The sequence below is a fragment of the Aureispira sp. CCB-E genome, assembly GCF_031326345.1.
In the GTDB taxonomy this organism is placed as follows: Bacteria; Bacteroidota; Bacteroidia; order Chitinophagales; family Saprospiraceae; genus Aureispira.
On the sequence record NZ_CP133671.1, the window covers coordinates 5,770,109 to 5,795,341 of the forward strand.

Genomic DNA, 25,233 nt, shown 5'->3' on the forward strand with positions numbered 1-25,233 from the left:
CTACATAAACTTCTTCAGGTACTAGACCTAAGGAAGCCCAACGAACTACTGTACTTTCGTAGTAACTTTTAAATACTTTCTCCCTCGTTTTTTGATATAGACTTAAGTATCAACCACTAATGGTACTTCATCCAATAACATATCTTAAATCATAAATGATCATTTACATTAAGTTGGCTATCCTTCATAAATATCTATTGAAATAGAATCTATAAAATCACACAAACATTAGTTCTATTTAATTCTGTGCTTATTTACTATTTTGTAATATAATTATTACAGATAAGTATCGTATATATCATTAACACTTAAAACTTTTAAACTATGGATCCTTTTATTGGAGAGATTATTATGTTTGGCGGTAATTTTGCCCCTAGAGGTTGGGCTTTTTGCGATGGTCAGCTATTACCTATTGCTCAAAATTCTGCTTTATTTTCTATTTTAGGAACTACTTATGGTGGTGACGGTCGAACTACTTTTGCACTACCTGACCTACGTGGTCGTGTTGCCATTCACCCTGGGAATGGTCCAGGTCTAAGTGACTACCGTTTGGGGCAAAAAGGAGGAACAGAGACTGTAACGTTAACAACGAATCAAATTCCCTCCCACAATCACATGATTAATGTAAACAACAGTGCAGGAACAACCAACGATCCTACCAACCACTTTTTAGCCAACACGGGTGCCTTTGATTCGGAATATGGAACAACAGCCAACACCATCATGAACAGCAATGCCCTAGGACACACTGGAGGGGGACAATCGCATACGAATATACAACCTTACTGCTGTGTCAATTTTATTATTGCTTTGCAAGGGGTATTCCCATCTAGAAGCTAACAATAGTTATTCCTATCCAATTTTCAAATAACCTAAACTAAAAAAATATGAATCCATTTATTGCTGAAATCATTATGTTTGGTGGTAATTTTGCCCCTAGAGGTTGGGCGCTTTGTGATGGTCAATTGTTAGCAATTAACAGCCATTCTGCCTTATTTTCTATTTTAGGGACTACCTATGGAGGTGATGGCCGAACTACTTTTGCACTACCTGACTTGCGTGGTCGTGTTGCAATTAACCCTCGACAAGGACCAGGCTTGAGCAACTATCGCTTAGGTCAAAAAGGAGGTACCGAAGATGTAACCTTGACAATCAACCAAATTCCATCTCATAATCATACTATTAATGCAACAAGTGTTGTTGGAACAACAAATGATCCTACCAACAACTTTTTAGCCAATACAGGTAGTTTTGATAACGAGTATGGAACAAGCGCCAATACAACATTAAATCCGCTTGCCGCAAGCAATACTGGTGGTAGCCAATCCCATAACAATATACAACCTTTCTGTTGTGTCAACTACATTATTGCTCTTGAAGGTGTTTATCCATCTAGAAATTAAAAAGTTATAAAAATAGTTCATTTCTTGTCGTAAAATGCAAGATTGAGCTATGTATAAAAATTAAGTCAAGAGGTTATTAGGACAATCTAATAACCTCTTTTTTATAGTACATCCTTAACACTTAGTCAACATTTTCAAATACTAGAACTAAAATCTAAAATGAGCAAAAATGGTAAAATTTAAAGGCATAGCGTTGGTATATTGTTCTTCTTTTTTGGGAAAGTTCGCAAGGTTATTATACTGAACGTTATACGTGTTTAACACATTCAAGATAGAAAAGCCAAAATCAATACTCAATTCTTTTACTTTAAATCGGTAAAGAGCGCCCAGATCTAGGCGACTATAAGGTCTTATATTTTGAGAAGAAGTCAAATTATGTATATTCGGAAAACCGCTTCCATACACATAATTAACAGAACAAAAAATTTGTTTCCAATTAAACATTCCCGCTATTTTAAGTTCGTGCCGTTGATCCTGCGGAGCCCTTGTAAGTGGTTTGTTTTTATCAACTTGTACTTCTGATTTGCTCAAAGTATACGCCAACCATATCTGTTGATTTTTGTAATGAGCAGAAAATTTTGCATCTAAACCATAATTAAAGGTTTTGCCTAAAGATGTCTCGATAACTTGACTGTTTCTATCACTCCAATACTGCAAGGTGTTTTTAGTATGTCTATAATAAGCTTCGACCCGACAGCTCCAGTATCGATAACGTCCAGAAGCACCCAAGATAGTATGAGTAGCTTTAGGAACGGGGTGGTATCGACTGTTGGTTAACGACCAATGATAGGTATAATTTCTATAAATGTCCACCAAGGTGTTTTCGGTTATAAATTGATTGTAAACGCCATGCGCTAGATTAATTTTCCATTGTTTGGATGGGGAGAGAATGGCTTCAACTCTTGGCTGAACCAATAATTGTGTTTTGTTCTCTAAAGGCAAATCTATCCGTATTCCCATCCTTAGTATCAACCATTGAAACAAACTAATCTCTTCTTTGATATATCCTCCTAAACGAAAAGACTGTTGCTCTACCTTTCTAAATCTTTTAATAATGCCATGATTAATCTTAGACTTATTGTGGGTCAGATTGGCACCAAAAGAAAATTGATGGTATTGCGAAGCAGGCAAAGCATGATCTGCTCGAACAGACAACTCGCCCACGTTATTAAAAAATCGCTGCTCAGAAATTCTTTGATTTCTAACTGTAAAAATAGAATCCTGAAAACTAACAGAATAGACACTATAATTTGTTGCAAATTCAGAGTAAGCCATCTTAATCGTGGTATGTCCTATTTCTTTCCAAGGTTTTATGTAAGTCATACTTCCTCCTATTAAGTTGCTCAGTCTTTGGTATACTAAATAACTATTGGTGTTTCCCAATCGAAAAGGACGTTGCGACATATCAAAATTAGCCAAAGTCGTAAAGCTCAGATGGCTGCCATCTTGAAGTCGATGTGTATACTTGCTAGTTACATCGGCAAAAATAGCGGTAGGCAGAAGGTTGGTGGAATAAACAGAAGCATCTGGCGCTCCAACAATTCTAGTACCCAATTGAATGCTAGAACTAGGGGCTATTCCCTTGTTGATATAGCCATTGAATGACTTTTGCGTCCCTACCATTTCGCAAGTAGTTGTGTCTTTATTACCCGATTTACTTGTAATATTAACTACTCCCCCCAAACGATCTCCTATTTCCACATTATATCCCCCTTTCAGAATTTCTATATCTTTAATAAAAATAGGATTGATGGCTCCTATTCTATCGTTGTAATTACTAGTATTAAAGATCGTTATTCCATCAAACAAAATATGAGTCTCCCCTTTCTGTCCTCCCCATAAAATATAGCCATTGTTTTGTTCTCCCGATGCCATCACTCCTGGCTGTAAACGCAAAAAAGAAAACAAACTGTTGTTGTTATTTCCTGGCAAGAAAGGCGTTTGACGATTGTTGATTTTAGCCAGACCTGTTTTTTGTTCTGGGTTTAAAATTTTTATCTTTTGAGTAGATAACACGGTTATTTCTTGCAATTCGGTTATAGATGGAGTGAGAGCTATCACCAAACCATGATCTGCATTAATAAGAGTATCTAATACAAAATACCCTACATGAGAAGCCAATAAATTCGCACTCTGATCTTCGGACTGATACGTAAAGTTTCCTTCTGAATCCGTTGTAATGCTTGTTTTATCAATTCTAATGGTTGCAAAAGGTAGTTTTTCTTGATTTATTTTATCGATTATTTTACCTTGATAAATGTATTTTTTATTTTTAGAATAATAGCGTTTAGAACTTCGTTTTTGGGTAACGATAAAAACTCCATCTATCATTTTATACTCACAACCACAAACTTGGGTTAAATAATTCAAAGTCTCATAAGGAGATTTAAACTTTTGAGTCGTTGTAATCAAACATTCGTTCAAAAGCTTGGCATTAAAAGAAACTTGAACACCATAGTCTAGGTGCAAACTAGCCAATAATTCTCCAAGTGGTTTTTCTTCTACACAGACATCAATCTGCTGGGCATGGCTCTGGCACGCAAATAGGATAATGATCCATAAGAAAGCAATTGGAGAATCTAATAATTTCAATGATTTACTATTTTTTGCTTTTAGTTAGCACTCAAAACAAACCTATTTTTATTATATTTTTTCTGACTTCTTGGAACTCTTTCAAGTAAATTTCTTTCATTTTCGCAGAGCACTTAGTATTCGTAGTTAGCGGTACGTACTAGCAACATCTTTAGCTATTGAATATATTATAATAGTAGTTCGTTGCTTTTTTACTTTTTTACCAAAAAGATAAAAAAGCACATTTATATTAGTTTGATAATCAAAATTTTAACATAAAACACAACAAAGATATAACCTATTGATTATCAAACTAATAAAGTTTTTCAACGAACTATTGTTATAACAAAACTTTTAGATTAAAATTTAAAATGAACAAAAATCGTAAAATTGATTGGCATTGCTTGAATATATTGCTCCCCTTCTTTTGGAAAGTTGGCTAAGTTATTATACTGGATATTGTATGTATTCAGCACGTTTAGCACCGAGCAACCAAAATCAATACTCAATTCTTTGACCTTAAAACGATACAAACCTCCAACATCTAATCGACTATATGGACGTATATTTTTGTTAGAAGTTAGATTGTGAATATTTGGGAAACCACTTCCATAAACATAGTTGGCAGATAAGAAAAATTGCTTCCAATTAAACATCCCTGCTACTTTAAATTCATGTCGTTGATCTTGTGGTGCTCTTGTAATTGGTTTATTTTTATCAAACTGTACTTCTGATTTACTTAAGGTATAAGCCAACCATATTTGTTGATTTTTATAATGTGCTCCAAGCTTCACATCCAAACCATAATTGTAGGTTTTACCAAAAGAGGTTTCTATAATTTTATTGTTACTATTGCTCCAATATTGTAATGTATTTTTAATTCTCTTATAATAGCCTTCTACTCTACAGTTCCAATATTGGTAACGCCCAGAGAGCCCTAAAACAGTATGCGTAGCTTGAGGTACTGTATGATACTGTCCATTTGTTAAAGACCAATGATAAGTATAATTTCGATAGAAATCCACCAAAGTTGTTTCTGTTATAAACTGATTATAAACACCGTGTGCTAAATTAATTTTCCATGCATTCGAAGGAGAAAAGATCGCCTCTATACGTGGCTGTATATACAATTGAGTTTTATTTTGCAATGGCAAATCCGCCCGAATCCCCAAACGAATAAGCAATCCTTTAAACAAACTTAATTCGTCTTTTAGGTAAAACCCAAATCGATTAGAATATTGCTCTATATCCGCAAAACGTTCAATAATACCATGATTAATCTTAGAACTGTTATGCGTCAAGTTCACCCCTAGCGATAATTGGTGGTATTGGAGCGCAGGAAAACTATGATCTCCTTTTATAGATACTTCTCGTACATTATTATAAAACCGTTGTTCGTATATACGTTGCAAATGTATTGATGGAGCATTTCCACCATTATTCTGAACTGAAAAAATACTAAAATCTGTCGCAAAATTGGAATAAGCTACTCTAAGATTGGAGCGCCCCAGTTTCTTCCAAGGCTTGATATATGAAAAACTACCTGCTAACAATTCGCTGATTCGAGACTCTGTTTTTATACTTGTGGTAGAAGGTATATTTCTAGGACGCCTCGAAATATCCACGTTTGCCAATGTTGTAAATGCAAAAGAAGCTCCATCGTCAAATCGGTGTGTATATTTCGTGGTAGCATCTATAAACATTGCTGTAGGAAATTGAGTAAGAGAAGCAATAGCATCGGGTCCAACAAAGCGAATTCCAACCTGAACACTTGACTTAGGAGCTACATTTAAATTCAAATATCCATTAAAAGAGGTTGGTGTCCCCATTATCTCTACCGTTGATGTATCTGTATTTCCCGACTTACTTGTAATATTGACTACTCCCCCCAAACGATCGCCAATATCTACATTATAGCCCCCCTTAAGCACCTCTATATCTTTTATCATGAGTGGATTGATCGCTCCTATCCTATCATTATAATTACTGGTGTTAAAAATTGTCATACCGTCAAAAATAATATGCGTCTCTCCTTTTTGTCCTCCCCACAAAATATAACCATTGTTTTGTTCCCCCGATGCCATCACTCCTGGTTGCAAACGCAAAAATGAGAACAAGCTATTGTTGTTGCTACCTGGCAAGAAAGGTGTTTGGCGATTGTTTAGCTTTGACAATCCTGACTTTTGCTCTGGGTTTAGCAAATTTATTTTTTTCGTTGATAACACCGTTATCTCTTGTAGTTCGGTTATAGATGGAGACAATTCAATCCACAAACCACGATCTGCATTGATGAGTGTGTCCAAGACAAAATAGCCTACATGCGAAGCCAATAAGTTTGCCTTCCGTTTGTCGGACTGGTATGTAAAGTTTCCATCGGCATCCGTTGTAATACTCGTTTTATCGATCAAAATAGTTGCATAAGGTAGTTTTTCTTGGTTCATCTTATCCACTATTTTTCCTTGATAAATGTAGGTTTCTCCTTTGTGGTACACACTCTTTCTAGGGCGAGGCTTGGTTACAATAAATACACCGTCCAACATCTTATAGTTACAACCACACACTTCTGCTAAATAATCAAAAGCTTCGTAAGGCGATTCAAAATGTTGATTGGCTGTAATTAGACATTCATTCAGTAATTGAGCATTAAAAGATATCTGAATGTTGTAGTTCTGGTGAAAACTAGTCAATAACTCCCCCAAAGGCTCTGCTTCTGCATGGACATTAATTTGCTGAGCATAGCTGTTGTATGCCAATAGAGACAGAATGAGTAAAACAATTATGGAGCGTGGTGTCTTCAATTGTTTTTAATCGGTTATTGAGTATATAGTAGTTAGCTGCGCCGCTATTTTGTGGTTGTTGATTATTATTCGCTGCGCTCATGAGATCGCAAGGTTAGTTCCCCTCATGACCTGCTGTCGTTTTACCCTATTAAGCAGCAAGTTTAGTTAGCCAAAAGATAAAAAAGCATATCCATTTTTTCCTTTATTTTTTTGACTACTTACAAAAAAGAGCAAAAATTCATCATCATCACCTCGTCCAATAATCAAACCAACTATAATAATTATCAACCTAATTAACGTTTAAAAGAGTAATTCTTTCTTAACACGCTAAAATTTAAAATGAACAAAGAATGTAAAGTTTCGTGGCATGGCTTGAATATATTGTTCCCCATCTTGCAAAAAATTTGCCCAATTGTTGTATTGAATATTATAAGTATTTAAGACATTGAGCACAGAACAACCAAAATCAACACTTAACTCCTTAACTCTAAAACGATAAAAACTACCAATATCTAATCGACTATACGAGCGTATGTTGTTATTGGATGTTAAGTTATGCTTGTTTGGGAAGCCACTTCCATAAACGTAATTAATAGACCAAAAAAATCGACCTACATTAAACATTCCTGCTACTTTAAATTCGTGCCGTTGATCTTGTGGCGCTCTAGTTGGGGGCTGGTTTTTATTCAATTGCACTTCTGCCTTGCTCAAGGTATATGCCAACCATATTTGCTGATTTTTGTAGTGTGCCCCAAACTTAACATCTACCCCATAATTATAATGCTTCCCAAAAGAGGTTTCTATAATTTGATTGTTACTATCCCCCCAGTACTGCAAGGTATTTTTGGTACGTCTATAATAAGCTTCTAGGCGACAATTCCAATATTTATAACGACCAGATACCCCGATAACGGTATGGGTTGCTTGAGGGACAGGATGGTATTTATTATTGGTCAAAGACCAATGGTATGTATAATTTCGATAAACATCAACAATAGTTGTCTCACTCAAAAATTGATTATAAACACCATGCGCCAAATTAATTTTCCATTGTGACACAGGAGTAAATATCGCTTCAATTCTTGGTTGTATCAACAGTTTTGTATAGCTCTCTAGAGGTAGATCCGCTCGAATTCCTAATCTAAGCGTAAACCATTTAGAAAAGCTAATATCATCTTTAACATAGGCTCCAAGCCGATTGTTCTTTTGCTGAACGCCTTCAAATCGTTTGAGAATACCATGGTTGATTAGAGAGCTATTGTAAGTAAAATTGAGACCAAAGGACAGTTGGTGGTACCGAGAAGCAGGTAGTCTATGCACCACTTTGGCAGAAACTTCTCGAACACTGTTGTAAAAATGCTGTTCGCCAATGCGTTCTAACCGACCTGTTCCATTAACATACAAGTCATAATGGCGAACATAATAATCCGTCATAAATTCAGAATAAGCAAGACTAAATTGTGTTTGACCAATATTTTTCCAAGGTTTGATATAGTTCAAATTTCCTCCGTACAAATTGCTCAGTCTAAATTGATTGATATACCAATAATCTGCTAAATAATGTTTTTTGGGAACATTCGAGGCATCGACATTAACCAACGATGTAAAACGTAAAGAACTGCCATCCTTAAACTGCTTGGCGTACCTCACTGTCAAATCCGAAAAAAAAGCCGTTGGTCGTATATTAATAGATGCAAAAATATCTGGTACAACGATACGAATGCCAAGTTGCAAACTTGACTGCTTCTTGAGGTCTAAATTCATATAAGCATTAAATGAATTGTGTGTTCCCAATAATTCTGTGGTAGAAGTATCCACGTTACCCGGCTTACTTGTAATATTAACTACGCCTCCCAAGCGATCGCCAATTTCTACATTATATCCACCTTTTAAGATCTCAATATCTTGAATCAACAGAGGATTAATTGCGCCTATTTTATTATTATAATTGCTTGTATTGAATATCGTAATCCCATCAAATAAAATATGCGTCTCTCCCTTCTGTCCTCCCCACAAAATATAACCATTATTTTGCTCACCAGATGCCATGACACCAGGTTGCAAACGCAAAAAAGAAAACAAGCTATTTTTATTGTTTCCTGGCAAAAATAGTGTTTGACGGTTATTCAATTTTGCCAAGCCAGATCTGTCTTCTGAATTGATTGTTTTAATTTTTTGATTTGAAAATACCGTTACTTCTTGCAGTTCCGTAATAGAAGGTGCTAATTCAATCAAGAAGCCTCGCTTTGCTTTGACAAGCGTATCTTTTACAAAATACCCCAAATAAGACACCAACAGTTTTGCTTTGTTTTCTTCGGATTGGTAGGTAAAATTTCCTTCTACATCGGTCACTATCCGTGTATTGTCAATCAAAACTGTTGCATAGGGCAAATGGCCTTTATTTTCTTTGTCAATAATTTTTCCTTGATAAGTATATTTTTGTTTGAGCGAACGCATTTCCTTTGATATAGAACGCTTTTTGCTAATCACAAAAACGCCATCAATCACTCTGTACTTGAAGTTACAAAGTTTGGTTAAATACTCTAAAACTTCGTTAGGAGATTCAAATTGCTGATCTACCGTTATTAGGCATTCATTCAACAATTGAGCATTAAAAGAAACTTGAACATCGTACTCTTGGTGTAAACTTCCCAATACCTCGCCCAAAGGTTTTGCTTTGACAGACAGATTGATTTGCTGAGCATAACTTTTGGAAGATGCATATAATAATACGATAAAGAGTAAAACAATTTTAGAGAGTGGTGGCTTCAATCCTTTTTTTAATAATTTGATGTTATGCTATAAGTCTTGTCATCTTTTTTGGTCAACTCTAAATCAAGCGATTCCGTCATAATCTCCAAGACAGTTTGAATACGTTTCTCTTTGTCAAAAAAGCCAGAATAAGGTTCCTGTTCCAAGTTTTTGTCTAGTTCTATGGTCACATCAAACTGGCGTTCTACCTCTTCTATTGCTCTTTTAAAAGCAATATTATTTAAATAAAACTTATCATTCATCCACCCCATACTAGACATGCCATCTTTCTTAACTTCTTTCGTCAATACATTATTTTTCAACACTCCTTTTTCGTTAGGAGTCAGCACAATAGATTGATCTGAATTGGTCGCATGGACGCCAACTTTTCCTGTTTTACAAAAAACCTGATAGATCGTATCTCTAGCATAAATATTAAAACTGGTCCCCAACACTTCTGTATACCCCAAATCAGAATTGACTACAAAACGATTGCCTTTTTCTACCTCAAAAAATGCTTCTCCATCCAACGATACAGCACGTTCAAACACCCACCAATAAGGTGCATAAGATAGACTAGAACCAGCATTTAATCGCACGACAGAATCGTCTGGCAATGTATGCGCCAAATGTTCTCCATTAGCAGAATAAACATTGGTTGTATAAAAGCGCATAAAACCAAGCCCTGATATAATTAATATAACGGCAGCAGCAGCCCATCGAGTTAGGTAGAGCGGAATAATTTTTTTTGAAGGAGGCGAGGTCATTTTTTGGGTCATCGCTTCCCAGACCTCCTCTTTGGTCCTTTTATAAGGAACTTCCATATTTTCAAACAGTTTTAATTGTTCCTCAAACTTGGCATCTCTATCTTTATTTTCTTCCATTTTTACGTTACTTCTAAAATTAATGAACTATGTGACTTATAATTTATCATACTTATAGTCCAAAGAAATAAAAACATAGGAGCAACATAGTTACCTGAAGCCCCATTCTTAATTTACCCAAAGCATTACGCATACGCTTCTCAACGGCTTTAACGCTTATCATCAATCGATCAGCAATTTCTTGGTAAGTTAAACCATTCATTCTACTCATTAGAAAAACAACTCGTTGCTTTTCTGGCAATGAGGATAGTACTTTTTCATATTGCCTTTTTAGGATTTCATAATCCATTGTCCCTTCGGTAGGTTCTGTCTTAAATGCCAACGGCATCGACTGTAAATATTCGTTCTTTACTTTTACCTTTCTCAAATGAGAAATAAACGTATCACTCGCCATTTTGTATAGCAAGCCTTTGATGCGCCCTTCTTCCAAAACCATTTGCTTTTCCCATATTCTCATAAAGACATCTTGTGCCAAATCTGTGGCTAACTCGGTATCTCCAGAACGATAATAGAGATAATTCCGAATGGCATCAAAGTATTTATCAAAACAAGCTTGAAATTCTTCTTTGGTCAAAACCTATCTATTTTTTTGTGGTGATTGTATGCACTACTTTTGTCATCTAATAACTATTCTCCATCAACTCCTCATTCTCTTACCAATCTCCAATTATTTTCAACTCCAGAACAATAGTTATATAACTCCTAACCGCTTGATATATCTCCCCCCCTACTTTTTGTATAAAAAAATAGGTTCTTTTTTGAGATTATCCCTCCCATCAAACTACTTACACCAATGATTATTTAAGAACTAGATTCATGACAAAATTAATAAAAAATAAAAACAATCAGTTCTTCATTCTCTAGTTGGGTTTTAGGAAGCTGTTTAAAACTATTTCTAAACAAAAATTACTATCCAACAACTATAACAACGATCAAATTTATTCTCTTAATACAATACAAACCTTTTCTCCTTTTCGCTACTCCTAAACGAGAAAATCCGTTCATTATTGTAAACAAATCAAGTACCTAATGTTAGATGCACATACTCTTTTTAGCAATAGTGAGCTATCGAATCTTTTTATCTAAACAGCAAAAATCAAAAAAACACCCCCAAAAACAATCACCTGATTATCAAGCACAAGCTACACAAAAAAACACGTTTAAATTCCAAGGTTTTCTTTTTCTCAAAATAAAAAAGGTAGGGTACTCTGTTCATTCATGCGGTTTAACTTTTAAATATTTCAAAACAAAAATGATTACCGTATAACTATGACAACCATTAAATTTCCCTCCCCTTTTGGTCTGGTTTTCCTATTAACTTTCATCACTTTCGAGGCATTTGCTCAAAATAAAATATATGTAAATAGGAATGCTTCGGGTGCAAATGATGGCACCTCTTGGGCAGATGCTTTTCAAGAAATTCAACCTGCCATTAACGCTGCCAATACAGGAGATAGCATTTGGGTAGCCGCAGGAACCTACTATCCCACTCTTGCCGTGGATATAGACAACTCAGGGCATACAATTTTCCAAGAAAAAACATTCTACATCAACAAAAATATTACCATACATGGTCAATTTCAAGGGAACGAAACTCTTTTCTCTCAACGCAACAAAGCACATCAAACCATTCTAAGTGGAGACATTGGAAGTCCATTAGATTCTACTGACAATGCCTTTCATGTCGTTTGTTTTGATGGAACTACTGCTAATGGTACAATTACCAACAATACTGTTTTAGATGGTTTTATCATAGAACAAGGACAAGCTTCTGGCACCAACTTTCCACACAATGTAGGAGCAGGTATCTTTAATAATGGTCAAGGCATTGGCAATGAATGCAACCCTGTATTAACAAACTTATTCCTGCATCACAACTCTGCTAGTGCACAAGGAGGAGCCTTGTATAACGATGGTTCTCAAGGCGGCATTTGCAATCCCTATTTAACACAGCTTCTATTTCATTCTAATACTGCTCAAAATGGGGGTGCCATTTTTAATAACAGTAATGCTGGGGTTGTAAATATATCTATTCACAACAGTTCTTTTACCAACAACACCGCTACACATTCTGGGGCAGGGCTTTACAGTTCCTCAACTAACAGTGGTCGGCTTGATATTGTTACAATGAAAACTAAATTTGACAACAATTCAGCTTATGATGGTGCTGTCTACTATAATCATATTGCTACCAATAGTCATCTCAATGTTATGGTAGATAGCTCTTTTTTTGAGCACAATCTTTCTGTAAATCACGGAGGAGTATTTTGCAATCAATCAAGTGCCAGTAACACAACAATTACTATCAATAATAGTACTTTTAGCAATAATAATAGCAGCAATCTAGGAGGCATTTTTTACAATACTAACAATAATGGCGCCTACTCGACCATCAATCTATCGACCAACGAATTTAAAAACAATCGTTCTAATTCTTCTGGAGGAATTTGTTATACAACAGCCAACCAAGCCTCTCGGCAAGATATGTTCTTCACTCAAAATAAAGTTGAGTATACAACCGCCAATGGAAATGGAGGGGTGTTTTTTAACAACGGAGATTCTAGTAGTATTTTCCAACTTGAAATCATCAAAAACCAATTCGAATCTAATAATGCAAGTTTAGGAGGAGTTTTTTACGACATGTTGACTAACAATTCTAGCTTAGACATTCAGTTAAAAAATAATTCCATTACTGGCAATACAGCTTTTAATGGTGCTGTATCTTTTCTAAATACTCGCTCTGGCTCTATTTGCAATTTGCTTTCAGTTGGCAATGACTATGTCTTTAACCAAGCGATTAACAAAGGAGGGGTGTTTTTTAATCAATACAATGCAGCCACAGGAAACACCACTCTAGTCAACGATATTTTACATGTTAACAGAAGTGAACACGACGGTGTTTTTTACCATAAAGGAGAAGCGAATAGTGCCCTTCACACCCAAATAATCAACTGCACTTTTAATGAAAATTATGCTTCTACAGGAGCTCGTTCAATTAGTAGTTTTGCCTTTTCTAGTGTCAATACAATCTCTATTAGCAATAGTATTTTTTATCACCTAGGTGGTGCTCTTTCTCAAATAAATACCAATGGTGGGCAAATTAACCTTACCTATTCGCTTTATAATGATAACAACCCAGATGGAATAGTTACGTTACCTTTCGGAGTTACTGGCAGCAACAATATTGAGGGAGATCCCTTATTCAATAACGAACCAAGTGGCGATTTGACTTTAGCCGCCCTTTCTCCTGCTATTGATATAGGAAACAACGATAGCATTCCTTCTATTTTTACAGTTGACAACAATGGTCAGCCTCGTATTTACAATACAATTATTGACTTAGGAGCACTAGAAACTATCAATAATTTATACAGTGAAATACGATTTTTAGGTCACGAACAAACATCTTGCAATGGTCTCATGGACGGAGAAGTTTCATTTAAAACTTTGGGAGCTACCCCTCCTTTAAAAATCAATGGCGTCACCTATCTTGATCCCGTTTTTAATACGTTTTCTGGTCTAGCAGCTGGTACATATCAATACAACTTCGAAGATAGTCTTGGCAAAACAGATACGATTTATATCAATATTACAGAGCCCGATCCTATTGTATTGAGTATTGAAGGCTTTTCTAATGGTCGTGCAAGTGTTACAGCTAGTGGCGGTACAGCCCCATATACCTATCAATGGAACGACAACAATCAACAAACAAGTGATGTTGCAACAGGTCTAACAACAGGAACATATACTGTCAGCGTGACAGATGCTAATGGTTGTATGCAAACAGCATCCGTTAATATCAGTATTATTTCCAACACTCAAACAATTGAAATGGACGAAGCAAATACTTTGAGTATCTTCCCCAACCCTAGCAACGGTGAATTTCAAGTTGTATTTAACTTAGCTTCTGCACAACAAATTCATCCCGTTTTGTACAATCTACAAGGGCAATGTGTTTATAAATTTCCAGCAAAAACAGGTCAAGATATCAACTACGAAGTTGACTTAAAACAGTTACCTGCGGGAACCTATCTATTAAGCACTTTTATTAACCAAAAACGAGAGCATCAATTCATTGTTTTAAACTAATAAAGTCCCAGATTTAAATAGATAAAAATTACTTATTGCCTGTTAACGACCACATAATACAATATTCTTTCCCAACTAAAAAGGAAAAAATCAGCCCAAAGAACAAATAATCACAACCATCTGATTTTCAAACAAAAACCACATAAAAAACACTTGTAAATTCTAAGAACAACCGCCTAAAAAAAACAAAAAAAGGTAGGGTACTCTTTCTTTTACTCGGTTTAGCTAGTAAATATTTCAAAATAAAAATCATTATTCAAAATCATGACAAACACTAAGTTTATTACCCCTACTACACTCTTCTTTCTCCTATTCATTTCGATGAATTTTAATGCTTTTTCTCAAAACAAAATATATGTAAACATCAACGCTTCAGGTGCTAATGATGGTACTTCTTGGGCAGATGCTTTTCAAGAACTTCAACCTGCTATTAATGCTGCCAATGCAGGAGATAGCATTTGGGTAGCAGCAGGAACCTATTACCCCACGCTTGCTGTCGATACAGATAACTCAGGAAGTACAATTGACCGAGAAAAAACATTTTATATCAGCAAAAATATTACGATACACGGTCAATTCCAAGGCACTGAAACTCTCTTCTCGCAACGCAACAAGGCACATCAAACCATTCTAAGTGGAGACATTGGACTTTCTTTAGATCCTACCGACAATGCCTTTCATGTGGTTTATTTTGATGGAACAACTGCCAATGGTCCGATTACCAATAGCGCTGCCTTAGACGGTTTTATCATTGAGCAAGGGCAGGCATCTGGCGCTAGTTTCCCACACAATTCGGGAGCTGGTATTTTTAATAACGGTCAAGGTATGGGCAATGGTTCTAATCCTCATTTAAACCAACTCATTATCAAACATAATAATGCTGACGATCATGGAGGAGCTATATACAATGATGGTAGCCAAGGTGGTGCTGCCGATTTGTTAGTAAATGCAAGTTTATTTGAGTTTAATGGTGCTCAATACGGAGCGGTTTGTTACAACAATGCAGCCTCAGGAGTAATCAACATTAATTTAACTCATAATAGCTATGAAAACAACACTTGTACAGAAGATGGAGCTGTTTTGTATAACAATGCAGATAATGGCTACATAGAGGCGACCTTAAACAACTCTTACTTCAAAATTAATATGGCTAATAATGGCGGTGTTTGTTACAACAATATTCTCAGTAGTGGTACCGCTTCTGTTAATTTCTCTTCTAACAAAACTTCCAGTAACCAAGTTATCAAAAATGGCGGAATTATCTACACCAATAACACACAAGGGACATACAACTTAACAGCAGAGGATAATGAATTTGAGACCAATAGAGCTGTAGATGGTGGTATTTTTTATGCCATTCATAACAATGGTAGTAGTAACTTAAATATCAACAACAACTTATTTAACACCATCGAAGCAGATAGTTCTGGAGGTATTTTTTACAATCAAGCTAGCAATAGTATCGTTGGTTTAAATATTGAAAATAATAAATTCACATCCATTTCTTCGTATAAATCTGGTGGTGTCTTGTACAATTCAGTTGACTCTTTTAGTATACTAGATTTGAGTTTTTCTAGTAATACCGTAGAAGGGTGTGGTAGTGTAAGCGGAGGAGTTATTTACAATACAACGACCAATGCTAGTATCAATCATTTATTTGAAAAAAACTTTGTTATCTTTTCTAATGGAACTATTTCTAGTACTGCCGATGGAGGAGTTATTTTTCAAGAAGCTATCTTAGGAGCAACTTCTTATTTCCTATCTAATTCGAATAGCTATATTAGCAATATGGTGAATTTTAGAGGAGGAGCTGTTTTTAATCGTTCCGATTCTAGTTGGTCCTACACAGCCTATATCAACGATATATTTGCTCGCAATAGTTCTGATAATTTCGGAGGAGCTCTTTGCAACGATATACTTAATGGTGGCGTTTTAAACACTCAAATTACCAACTCTAGCTTCCTAGATCAAGAAGCCACTATCGGAAAATCGTTTGTTGCATACAACCAAAATGTTGGAGGTTCAGCCCCTTCCATTACCAATATTAGCAATTCTATTTTTTGGCAATCTCAACCAACAACAGGTCCTTTAATCCACGAAATCACAACTGCTAATACATTGGTGGATCTAAATTATTCAATTTATTTTGATGGCAATATCGATAATAATGTCATCTTATCGCCTGATGTATCAGGAGCCAATAACTTAGACAGTGATCCACTTTTTACAAGTACTATGTTTGGAGACTTAACCCTACAAAACACCTCTCCTGCTATTGACGCTGGAAACAATGATAGTATTCCATCTATTTTTAACACCGACAACTACGGCTCTCCTCGTATCAACAACAACACCGTTGATATGGGCGCCACAGAATACCTAAATGGTCTTATTACATCCCCTCAAAGTTTCTATCAACTTCCTCAATGTAATGGCGATTCTGGTCTTGTTAATATTATCTTGATGGGAGGTACTGCGCCGTATACAATCAATGGCGTTCCTTCTACCATGCCAATAGGCGCTGTTATCGTAAATGATGTTGCAGGCAATTATCAATTTAACGTTGTTGATGCCAATGGACTAAGCAAAACAGTCAATGTAAACCTAACGGAACCAGATCCAATTGTCTTAACAACAGCAGCTTTTTCTAATGGTAGCGCAAGCGTTACCGCGACAGGAGGCACGGCTCCTTATACCTATCAATGGGATGATGCCAATCAGCAAACCAGTGATGTAGCGACAGGTTTAACAACGGGAACGTACACTGTTTTAGTAACAGATGCTAATGGCTGTACACAAACAGCAACCGTTAACATTAGTGTTGTCTCTAGCACTCAAACAATTGAAATGGACAATAAAAATTCGTTGAGCATCTTCCCAAATCCATCTAATGGTCAATTTAGCATCGTATTTGAGTTAGCTTCAGAGCAATCACTGCGCCCTACCCTATATAATTTACAAGGACAAGTAGTTTATGAATTTGCCCAAAAAACAGGGCAAAACGTCAATTATGAGGCAAATTTGGAACATTTATCAGCTGGAACTTATGTTTTAAGTACGTTTATAAGTGGTCAACAAGAAACACAATTCATTATTTTAAAATAAAAATGAAAATATTTTTTATTTTATAATGTATAATGCTTAAATTTGTGTAGAAATTAATTTTTGCCAAAAAAAATAGTTCACTTAGTTCTTGGAGGAGGATTTAGTGTATATATCGCGAGCTTGGTGACGGAGGTCACCAAGCTTTTTAATTTTGGGCAGCAATACTCAGAAAAAAGTCTGTCCAATTTACCTTTCCATAGTTTTTTCCCAATCGAACAATAATTAGATTTTTTTGAGGGTTAACATAAATGTATTGTCCAAGTATTCCTTGCGCCATAAAATCCCCATATCGACTGGGAATCCACCATTGGTATTGATAGTCTCTAGCTGCACCATCCGAAAAATCGTATCGAGTGGACTGATGTACCCAATTTTTTGATACAATTTGCTGTCCTTGCCAATTTCCTTCATTTAGATACAAGCGACCAATTTTAGCAAAATCTCTCGCTCTTGCATTGAGGCAACAAAATGTTTTCTCCATCCCATTTTTCTTTTTATCAATACTCCAACTAGCATCGTACTCCATTCCTAAAGGATTCCATATTTTCTCTTGCAAATAATTCGTTATGCTTTGCCCCTTCAATGCCCGTTCCAATACCCACCCTAACAACTGAGTATTGCCACTAACATACTCCATGCTTTTACCTGGGCTTTGTTTTAAGGTTAATTTGCTCATATTTTTTCTCAAATTCAGTCCGTAATAAAATGTTGCCACATGTCCAAAAGGATTAAAATAACCTTCATTAAAATTCAATCCAGAAGTCATTTGAAGCAAGTGCTTGATGGTTACTTTTTCAAAACCATTTTGCTTCAACTCTGGGACATAATTCGTCATTGGTTCCTCTATTGACTGAATTAATCCATCATCTACAGCACAACCAATTAGAATAGACAAAACTGATTTTGCCATAGAAAAAGAAGGTACAATAGAAGCTTCTTCGTATTTATTGAAGTAGTTTTCATAGATAATGGTATCATTCTTAATAACCATAAAAGCCACTGTCTTATTCTTTGCTAACATAGCTTCTAAGCTATCTATTTTTGCGCCTTCTTTGTTAGGACGTTTCTCGAATGAGAAGGATGTTGTTGGTTTCTCTAATACTCTTTTAGGAAATTTCTTATGATCTTGAATGTCTGCGAAATTATAAAACACAAATCGACCTAAAGTACAAGAATCTAAAGTAATTAGGAGTAAAATAAATAGGCAACAATGTGCAATAGAAAAGTGAGGCTTTAACATAATGGCTGTTTTTAGTAATCGTTTTAAGTGCTAGTAGTTCGTTGATTATTTTATGAGATCGCTTCGCTTAGTTACCTACGGTGCTACTTCGTGGTAGTTCGCTTTGTTACTCCCTTTGGTCGTGAGCTCGCTATGCTCGGTTCGCTCATGACCTTGGGCTTTTGTGCTACTAGCACAAGCCTACTCGGCAAGCTTAGTTTTTTACTTTTTTACCCAAAAGATAAAAAAGCACATTTATATTAGTTTGATAATCAAATTTTTAACACAAAACACAACAAAGGCGCAACTTGCTAATTATCAACTGCGCAGCACTCACGAAGTAAACTAATAAAGTTTTTCAACGAACTATTGAAGTACGCTACAAAATAAATAAAATTCATTATCATTCTATTCATTATCATCGTTCTGTTTACAATAGCTCCAATTTGATATTCTTATTCTTTAAGTCTTGCGATAAACAACTCATCCTCTCTCCTAGTAACCTATTTCTCACTTTAGATTAAACAAATATTCAAAAATTGAACAAACATTCAATTTTTGGCTTTATTTTTGAACCTCCTAGCTTAACCGATTCTAATACATTAACAACCAATTGACTTGATTATGAAAATTTTATATTTATATCTATACCCCTTGTTTCTTGTTTTATGCCTACTTCTTCCTACTCTCCCCTTACAAGCTGCTTTGGTTCCTATTCAAAAAACAAATCAAACAACAAAGAAAAGAACCTATAAAAAACGACGAAAATGTCTAAGGAAACTTTCTTCTAAACAACACAAGCCACTTCAATCTTACCGTTCTAAAAGTAAACAAAAGAAGCACCGCCGTCCAGATCAAAAAAATGACTACGAAGGTATTTGGGCTTTATTAATTTCTATTGTATCCATCTATTTTATTATTGCCATCACCTTAACCATCCTTGGTTTTGTCTTCATGCTTCCTGGTCTTTGGATTGCGGGAATAACCCTAATATTAGCTCCATTCATTGTTCTTCTATACTTTTTTATTAAAGGAGCTGTTGCTCAAAAAAAACATAGGGAAAAACCAACAAAAAAGAAAGCAGAGCAAAAAAACAAATAAGTCTCCCTCAACTAAAATGGAGCGATAAGAAATTCCTATCGCTCCATCTTTAAAAATAGACAATCTATCTATCGGTTATATGAAAACCCACTTACCATTTCATTTTTAAATTAAACATCAAGAAAGCAATTTTATCTGCTTCCTCTTCGATGACTTTGGTAATTGGCTTTCCAGAACCATGTCCTGCTTTGCGATCTATTCGGATAATAATAGGCAGTTTTCCGATATTTTGATCTTGCAGTGCTGCACCAAATTTAAAGGAATGCGCTGGAACAACACGATCATCATGATCTGCTGTCATAACCATTGTGGCAGGATATTCGGCAGGCTTAACATTATGAACAGGCGAGTAACTCAACAGATTTTTATATTGAGTAGAATCATCGCTACGTCCATAATCCGATGCCCAAAAATGTCCAATTGTAAATTGGTGATAACGCATCATATCCAGTACGCCTACGATTGGCAAAGCCACTCGGTACAAATCTGGACGTTGTGTCATACAAGCACCAACCAATAAGCCACCATTAGAACGACCTTCAATAGCTAGTTTTTGAGAGGAAGTATATTTTTGTGCAATTAAAAATTCTCCAGCAGCAATAAAATCATCAAAGACGTTTTGCTTCTTTAGCTTGGTACCTGCTTCGTGCCATTCTTGCCCCATTTCGCCACCACCACGAATATTAGCAACAGCATAAATTCCACCTTTTTCTAAAAAAGGCAAACGTTTGAGTGCAAAGCTTGGCAAAATAGAAATATTAAAGCCGCCATAACCATACAATAACGTAGGATTGTTGCCATCTTTCTTTAGTCCTTTTTTGTATACGATACTAATCGGTATAGAAGTACCATCTTTTGAAGTATAATGCGTGTACTCAATTTCATAATCAGCGGGGTTAAAATCTACTTGTGGGCGTTTCCAGACTTCTGATTTTAATGTCTTGACGTTTACTTTACAAATGGTAGATGGCAATGTAAAGGAGGACATTGTAAAATAGCCCTCGGCATCTGCTTTTTTACCAGATACTCCACTCAAGGTAACAGGAGCTGTTTTGCTAATAATTTCAGGAATTTCAACATCTCCTACATAAGTCCCATTCATTTCATAAACCGACAAAACATTGGTAATTTCTTTGGTATAACGAGCCACTAAACGACCACCTCGAACTTGTACGCCATTCAAAGTTGCTCCTTTTTTCTGAGGAATCAACGGTCTCCAATTTTTAGCGGCTGGCTTTTCCAAATCAATTTCAATAACTTGATATTTGGGTGCTTGATAATTCGTATAGACCAACAATTTGTTCCCAATATTATCAATTACATAAAAATCATGCTTAAAATCATCAACCAATTTGATAAAGCTAGACGATTCTTCACTTGCTTTTTTGTAATACAAAGCATTGCCACTTGTCGATTCGGTTACCGTCAAAATCCAAATGCTTTCATCTTCTGTTACCGATACTCCATAATTTCGATTGGGCTGTGTACGATCTGCAAAAATTAGCTCATCATCGGCTTGATTGGTGCCAACTTTATGATAATATACTTGATGAAATTGATTTTTCTGTGTGAACTTATCTGTTCCACTATTATCGCCATAACGACTATAGAAAAAACCGTCTTTGTACCAAGCCAAACCAGAGTAACGCAACCACTCTACTTTATCTGTCAACTGTTTTCCTGTAGTTGCATCTTTGATGTATACCGTTCCCCAATCAGAGCCTGATTCAGAAGTTCTATAAGCAGCAAATTTTCCATCTTTCGAAAAATTCAAGCCACTCAAAGAAATCGTTCCATCGTCCGAAAACGTATTGGGATCAATAAACACCTTCGCCTCGCCATCCCAAGTATCCTTTCTATACACAACAGATTGATCTTGCTTCCCATCATTTTTATAAAAATATAACTTCCCTCCTTCCTTAAAAGGGGCAGATTCACGCTCATAGTCATACAACTTAGTCAAGCGTTTTTTGATGTCATCACGATAAGAAATTCCGCTTAGGTATACCTCGGCTAATTTGCTTTGAGCAGCAACCCATTTATTAACCTCCTTGTCCTCTTCCTCTGTAACCGCATCCTCTAGCCATCGGTAGGGATCTTTGACTTTTACACCAAAAAAGTCATCTTCTATAGCATCTTTTCTTGTCAATGGGTATTTCATCTTTATATTATCAGGATCTTCCAAGTAAGCTGTAGAATGTTGCGCAGGAACAGTATTGGGTACTTTTGAATGACTATCTACTGTTTCTGAATTATTTTTGTTTTTTTGATTACAGGCAACAACAGACAAAGCTAAGCTGAATATTAATACCTTATATTTCATATTATTTTCTAATTTAGGTGTACAAAAGCCTTTTTATCAATTCTTAAAGTATATTTTGGCAAAGGTCTTGCAACAATTTAATAGTTATTCGTTAATAAGACAAAAATAAGTATGTAATTTTGTGCGCATAGAACATTCATTTTATTGGTCTCGGTGCAACTATTTATACCTATCTAAAAACGTTCGTAGCCAAAATTCAACATTTAGACATACTCTTTAATACAATTAATCGACTATATGAGTTTTTTCATTTTAATATTTGGGATACTATCTTTTATCTTTCGCCCTCTACCTACTGCTACCGTTTCAGAACAAGAACCGTCCAACCCTACTTTTTTGATTCCTATACAGCAAGATTCTACTCCCCCCATTGGCAACAAAGGAGTGGTTAAAATAAAGGAATTAGAAAATCCAAAAAAAAGAAAAAAAGCAGCAAAAGCTCAAAAAAATAGTAGCCAACAAGTTGTTATAAAAAATAACAAATCTGCTTCAAAAAAAACAACCCCATCAAAACGTGTAACCGCTGCCAAAGCTAAGAAAAGCAACAAAAAGAAAAAGTCTCCGACAGTTGTTAGCCAAGTTGATACTAGTAAAACGCCTTCTAGCAATAATTCTAAAAAGAAACGTCCACAGCAAAAACTAAGCTCGGAAGAAGAAATTAAGTTATTAGCCAAAACGCCAACGATTACAACAGAAAATAAAATACATCCAGAAAGTGCCGAAAACTGTCGATTTGCTTTTGATGTTATTGATGAGTTTACAGGAGTACAAAAAAGAGGTCTAGATGCCCGTCCGTTTTTTACATACACTCCCGACGAATATAGAAAATTCATTCAAGAAGGGGATTTTATCCGTTGTGAAGGTTTTTTGAGTCAAAGCTCTGAAGGAGGAATGGCTTTGAACATTAATTTGTATGTGGCTAGTAGAGAAGCAAAACTAAAATTTGGCGCTATCAAAGCTAATTCTGCTATGGTCTTGCGAACGATGGAAGGAAAAGAATATTTTTTAATGACCTATCCAGGCGCAGCGCCACAAGTAGTTGATAATGTTACCTTTTATCAATGTAGCTTTGCTATCAATAAGAGCGATTTAAAGCAGCTTCAAAAAGCTGAAATTGATCAAGTCAAGATTTCTTTCCAAAAAGGTTTTCAAAGCTACGATGTGTTTTATTTAGATTTCTTGATGGATCAATTTCCTTGCTTTGAACAATAAATAGCATTTTGTTTCTAACAATAGTTAGTTGCGCTGCTGCTGCGTGGTTTAAGCACTCACGCAGTACCACCTAGTAGCAGCGTAGTTAAACGAATACAAGATGCTTTTTTATGTTTTTCTATGAACCCAACCCGATCACGCAGCACAGCAAGTAACAAAGACGCACAAAGTAACAACGTAAAAAATCAATAGAGTATTCATTCAATAACTCCTTGTGCTTTCTCATATTTTTTTATTTTTACGCTCAAAGAGAAAATTTATTGTTAACAGATGCTATCCAGAACCTTTTTTGTCTCATAGCACTGATAAAAAATCAGCAAATAAACTATGCCATTTATCACAACCGATTTTCCTGGACTTATTGTTTTTGAACCAAAAGTTTTTGGAGACCATAGGGGATATTTTTACGAAAGCTACAACGCCAACCATTTTAAAGAAGGAGGAATTGACGCCATCTTTGTTCAGGATAACCAAGCTAGATCAACCTATGGCGTTTTGAGAGGGTTGCATTATCAACTAGGCGAACACGCTCAAGCCAAATTAGTTCGAGTGATTGAAGGTGCGGTCTTAGATGTTGTTGTCGATTTGCGAGAAGGCTCTCCTACCTATGGCAAATCTTATGCTATAGAATTGAGTGCTGAAAATAAAAAGCAACTTTTTGTTCCAAGAGGTTTTGCACATGGTTATGTTGTTCTATCTGAAACAGCAGAGTTTTTTTACAAATGTGATAATTTTTACAACAAAGAAAGTGAAGGTGGTTTGATTTATAATGACCCTCAACTAAATATTGATTGGAAAATTGATTTAAGCAAAGCACAATTGTCTGAAAAAGATTTGGTACTGCCTGTACTTGGACAACATCGAGGAAGTTTCACTTTTTAATACGTTGATATAAAATAACAAACATGAATATTCTAGTAACAGGCTCCAATGGGCAGGTTGGGAGTGAATTGCAGGCATTAGCAGATGCTTATCCTCAATTCTCCTTTATATTTGTAGATAAAAAAGACTTGGATATTGGCCATGAAGAAGCTGTTCATGCTTTCTTTGATACTCATAATTTTGATTACTGTATCAATTGTGCTGCTTATACAGCTGTTGACCAAGCAGAATCCGATACTGAAACGGCTTATCTTGTTAATGCAATGGGGGCTAAAAATTTAGCTACCGCCTGCAAAAAACACGCTACAAGATTGTTTCAAATTTCTACCGATTATGTCTATCATAATCATCAAAATACTCCTTTCAAGGAGCAAGATGCAACAAGCCCCAAAAGTGTGTACGGTCGTACCAAATTGGAAGGCGAAAAATTAGCCTTAGGCAATCATACTGAAACATTGATCTTGCGCACATCTTGGGTTTATTCCTCCTTTGGGAACAACTTTGTCAAAACGATGATTCGCTTGGGAAGTGATAGAGATCAATTAGGAATTATCTTTGACCAAATTGGCAGCCCTACTTATGCTAGAGATTTGGCCAAAGCCATGTTGGACATTATCAACCAAAATCCTAAGGAATTTACAGGGATTTATCACTATAGTAATGAAGGCGTTTGCTCTTGGTTTGATTTTGCAACAGCGATTTTTGAATTAGAAAAAATTGATTGTCAAGTAAATCCTATCGAAACCAAAGATTATCCAACTCCTGCACAACGACCTCATTTTAGCTTATTGAACAAAGGCAAAATAAAAGCAACTTTTGGATTAGAGATTCCCTATTGGAGAGAGAGTTTAAAAGCTTGCTTAGAATTGTTATAATTCTACCCATTTCTGCTAAGTAAGTGGGCAGAAAAAAT

At 35.7% G+C, this 25,233-nt stretch carries 15 protein-coding genes; 8 read left to right on the plus strand and 7 right to left on the minus strand.

The genetic code is table 11. The features are described 5' to 3' along the window. The first annotated feature begins 324 nt into the window (after positions 1–324). Positions 325–840, plus strand: coding sequence for a phage tail protein (locus tag QP953_RS22550; protein WP_052593968.1), 516 nt, complete (start codon positions 325–327; stop codon positions 838–840). Between the two features lie 47 nt (positions 841–887). Next, positions 888–1,403 carry a phage tail protein gene (locus tag QP953_RS22555; protein ID WP_052593967.1) on the plus strand — a complete coding sequence of 172 codons (516 nt, stop codon included), beginning with the start codon at positions 888–890 and terminating at the stop codon, positions 1,401–1,403. A 147-nt stretch (positions 1,404–1,550) separates the two neighbouring features. On the opposite strand, the gene QP953_RS22560 is transcribed toward QP953_RS22555, so the two are convergent. The 5 genes from QP953_RS22560 to QP953_RS22580 all read right to left on the minus strand — a co-directional run bounded on the left by QP953_RS22560 (position 1,551) and on the right by QP953_RS22580 (position 10,963). Next, positions 1,551–3,995, minus strand: a complete 2,445-nt coding sequence (locus QP953_RS22560; protein WP_309553036.1) for a carboxypeptidase-like regulatory domain-containing protein — start codon at positions 3,993–3,995, stop codon at positions 1,551–1,553. A gap of 338 nt (positions 3,996–4,333) precedes the next feature. Beyond that, complete coding sequence (locus QP953_RS22565) at positions 4,334–6,772, minus strand: carboxypeptidase-like regulatory domain-containing protein (protein WP_309553037.1); 2,439 nt, start codon at positions 6,770–6,772, stop codon at positions 4,334–4,336. A gap of 309 nt (positions 6,773–7,081) precedes the next feature. After that, the gene (locus tag QP953_RS22570) at positions 7,082–9,526 is read right to left on the minus strand and encodes a carboxypeptidase-like regulatory domain-containing protein (protein WP_309553038.1); all 2,445 of its coding nucleotides are present in this window, start codon (positions 9,524–9,526) and stop codon (positions 7,082–7,084) included. Between the two features lie 8 nt (positions 9,527–9,534). After that, positions 9,535–10,389, minus strand: a complete 855-nt coding sequence (locus QP953_RS22575) for a FecR family protein (RefSeq protein ID WP_052593960.1) — start codon at positions 10,387–10,389, stop codon at positions 9,535–9,537. 52 nt (positions 10,390–10,441) lie between these two features. Continuing rightward, positions 10,442–10,963, minus strand: a complete 522-nt coding sequence (locus QP953_RS22580) for a sigma-70 family RNA polymerase sigma factor (RefSeq protein ID WP_052593958.1) — start codon at positions 10,961–10,963, stop codon at positions 10,442–10,444. Positions 10,964–11,658: 695 nt separating this feature from the next. Here QP953_RS22580 and QP953_RS22585 point away from each other — a divergent pair. Both QP953_RS22585 and QP953_RS22590 read left to right on the plus strand, forming a co-directional pair. Further along, positions 11,659–14,478 (plus strand): T9SS type A sorting domain-containing protein, encoded by a 2,820-nt coding sequence (locus QP953_RS22585; RefSeq protein ID WP_309553039.1) that lies wholly within the window; start codon positions 11,659–11,661, stop codon positions 14,476–14,478. A gap of 264 nt (positions 14,479–14,742) precedes the next feature. Next, the gene (locus QP953_RS22590; RefSeq protein WP_309553040.1) at positions 14,743–17,583 is read left to right on the plus strand and encodes a T9SS type A sorting domain-containing protein; all 2,841 of its coding nucleotides are present in this window, start codon (positions 14,743–14,745) and stop codon (positions 17,581–17,583) included. A 145-nt stretch (positions 17,584–17,728) separates the two neighbouring features. Here the strand turns inward: QP953_RS22590 and QP953_RS22595 are convergent, their stop codons facing one another. Continuing rightward, positions 17,729–18,823, minus strand: a complete 1,095-nt coding sequence (locus tag QP953_RS22595) for a serine hydrolase (RefSeq protein WP_309553041.1) — start codon at positions 18,821–18,823, stop codon at positions 17,729–17,731. 603 nt (positions 18,824–19,426) lie between these two features. Between QP953_RS22595 and QP953_RS22600 the strand changes: the two genes are divergently transcribed. After that, positions 19,427–19,903 (plus strand): hypothetical protein, encoded by a 477-nt coding sequence (locus QP953_RS22600; RefSeq protein WP_052593951.1) that lies wholly within the window; start codon positions 19,427–19,429, stop codon positions 19,901–19,903. 91 nt (positions 19,904–19,994) lie between these two features. Here the strand turns inward: QP953_RS22600 and QP953_RS22605 are convergent, their stop codons facing one another. Continuing rightward, positions 19,995–22,226, minus strand: a complete 2,232-nt coding sequence (locus QP953_RS22605) for a prolyl oligopeptidase family protein (RefSeq protein ID WP_081909472.1) — start codon at positions 22,224–22,226, stop codon at positions 19,995–19,997. A 237-nt stretch (positions 22,227–22,463) separates the two neighbouring features. Here QP953_RS22605 and QP953_RS22610 point away from each other — a divergent pair, with 237 nt between their 5' ends. The 3 genes from QP953_RS22610 to rfbD all read left to right on the plus strand — a co-directional run bounded on the left by QP953_RS22610 (position 22,464) and on the right by rfbD (position 25,195). Continuing rightward, a complete protein-coding gene (locus QP953_RS22610) occupies positions 22,464–23,438 on the plus strand; it encodes a hypothetical protein (protein WP_052593949.1) in 975 nt (324 codons plus the stop codon). Between the two features lie 327 nt (positions 23,439–23,765). Then, positions 23,766–24,320 (plus strand): dTDP-4-dehydrorhamnose 3,5-epimerase, encoded by a 555-nt coding sequence (gene rfbC / locus QP953_RS22615; RefSeq protein ID WP_052593947.1) that lies wholly within the window; start codon positions 23,766–23,768, stop codon positions 24,318–24,320. Between the two features lie 23 nt (positions 24,321–24,343). Then, entirely contained in the window at positions 24,344–25,195 is an 852-nt protein-coding gene (gene rfbD / locus QP953_RS22620) for a dTDP-4-dehydrorhamnose reductase (RefSeq protein ID WP_309553042.1), read from the plus strand. Positions 25,196–25,233 lie beyond the last annotated feature (38 nt).

Excerpts from the sequence above, each read along its gene's own strand:
- QP953_RS22575 (WP_052593960.1), bottom strand. The coding sequence starts at position 10,389 with ATGGAAGAAAATAAAGATAGAGATGCCAAGTTTGAGGAACAATTAAAA.
- QP953_RS22555 (WP_052593967.1), top strand. The coding sequence starts at position 888 with ATGAATCCATTTATTGCTGAAATCATTATGTTTGGTGGTAATTTTGCC.
- QP953_RS22585 (WP_309553039.1), top strand. The coding sequence starts at position 11,659 with ATGACAACCATTAAATTTCCCTCCCCTTTTGGTCTGGTTTTCCTATTA.
- QP953_RS22610 (WP_052593949.1), top strand. The coding sequence starts at position 22,464 with ATGAGTTTTTTCATTTTAATATTTGGGATACTATCTTTTATCTTTCGC.
- QP953_RS22550 (WP_052593968.1), top strand. The coding sequence starts at position 325 with ATGGATCCTTTTATTGGAGAGATTATTATGTTTGGCGGTAATTTTGCC.
- rfbC (WP_052593947.1), top strand. The coding sequence starts at position 23,766 with ATGCCATTTATCACAACCGATTTTCCTGGACTTATTGTTTTTGAACCA.
- rfbD (WP_309553042.1), top strand. The coding sequence starts at position 24,344 with ATGAATATTCTAGTAACAGGCTCCAATGGGCAGGTTGGGAGTGAATTG.
- QP953_RS22590 (WP_309553040.1), top strand. The coding sequence starts at position 14,743 with ATGACAAACACTAAGTTTATTACCCCTACTACACTCTTCTTTCTCCTA.
- QP953_RS22595 (WP_309553041.1), bottom strand. The coding sequence starts at position 18,823 with ATGTTAAAGCCTCACTTTTCTATTGCACATTGTTGCCTATTTATTTTA.
- QP953_RS22605 (WP_081909472.1), bottom strand. The coding sequence starts at position 22,226 with ATGAAATATAAGGTATTAATATTCAGCTTAGCTTTGTCTGTTGTTGCC.
- QP953_RS22600 (WP_052593951.1), top strand. The coding sequence starts at position 19,427 with ATGAAAATTTTATATTTATATCTATACCCCTTGTTTCTTGTTTTATGC.